This is a genomic window from Pararhodobacter sp. SW119 (assembly GCF_017811755.1).
Lineage (GTDB): Bacteria > Pseudomonadota > Alphaproteobacteria > Rhodobacterales > Rhodobacteraceae > Pararhodobacter.
The window spans coordinates 1-578 of record NZ_JADDJF010000185.1; the positions used below are offsets into that span (position 1 = coordinate 1).

Sequence of the window (578 nt, forward strand, 5' to 3'; positions counted from 1 at the left end):
AAACGCCTGAAGCAGCTTGAGGATGAGAATGCGAAGCTCAAGTGCCTGCTGGCGGATAGGGAAACGGCTCGATCCTCATCACCAGCCAGTTGCCCGTCGACGCCTGGCACGAGGTCATCGGCGAGCCCACCTTCGCTGACGCCATCCTCGACCGGCTGGTGCACAACGCCCACCGTTTGCCCCTGGACGGCCCCTCGCTGCGCAAGAGCCAGACATGACGAGCGCCCAGATCCCGCCGCGCGCGACGCCGCGCCAGCGTCATGGGGCGCGCACGGCGTCGCGCGCGGCTTCGAAACGCTTGACCCATGCAACCCGAGGAGACATCAAGAACCAACGCTTGACAGCGTCATCTCGCGGTGACCGGATACTCCGGAATGACTGACCGGATGTCGTTGGAACGCCCGACCGGATGCATCGGAACGCGCACCGGGCGGCGGAGGCGCTGAGGGCGCGGCCGGTGAAGACGGACCGGGCTGATGCCCGGGCGCTGGCGGAGATGCTGCGGACCAGCTGGTTCACGGAGGTTTTCGTGAAGTCGGAGCAGAGACCGGATCAAGGCACTGCTGTTGTCGCGGGAC

1 pseudogene is annotated in these 578 nt (G+C 66.3%); it reads left to right on the forward strand.

The window, feature by feature from the left end:
• Positions 1 to 68: 68 nt before the first annotated feature.
• A pseudogene (locus IM708_RS21175) lies at positions 69 to 218 on the forward strand (ATP-binding protein); the annotation flags it as partial.
• Between the last annotated feature and the right edge of the window lie 360 nt (positions 219 to 578).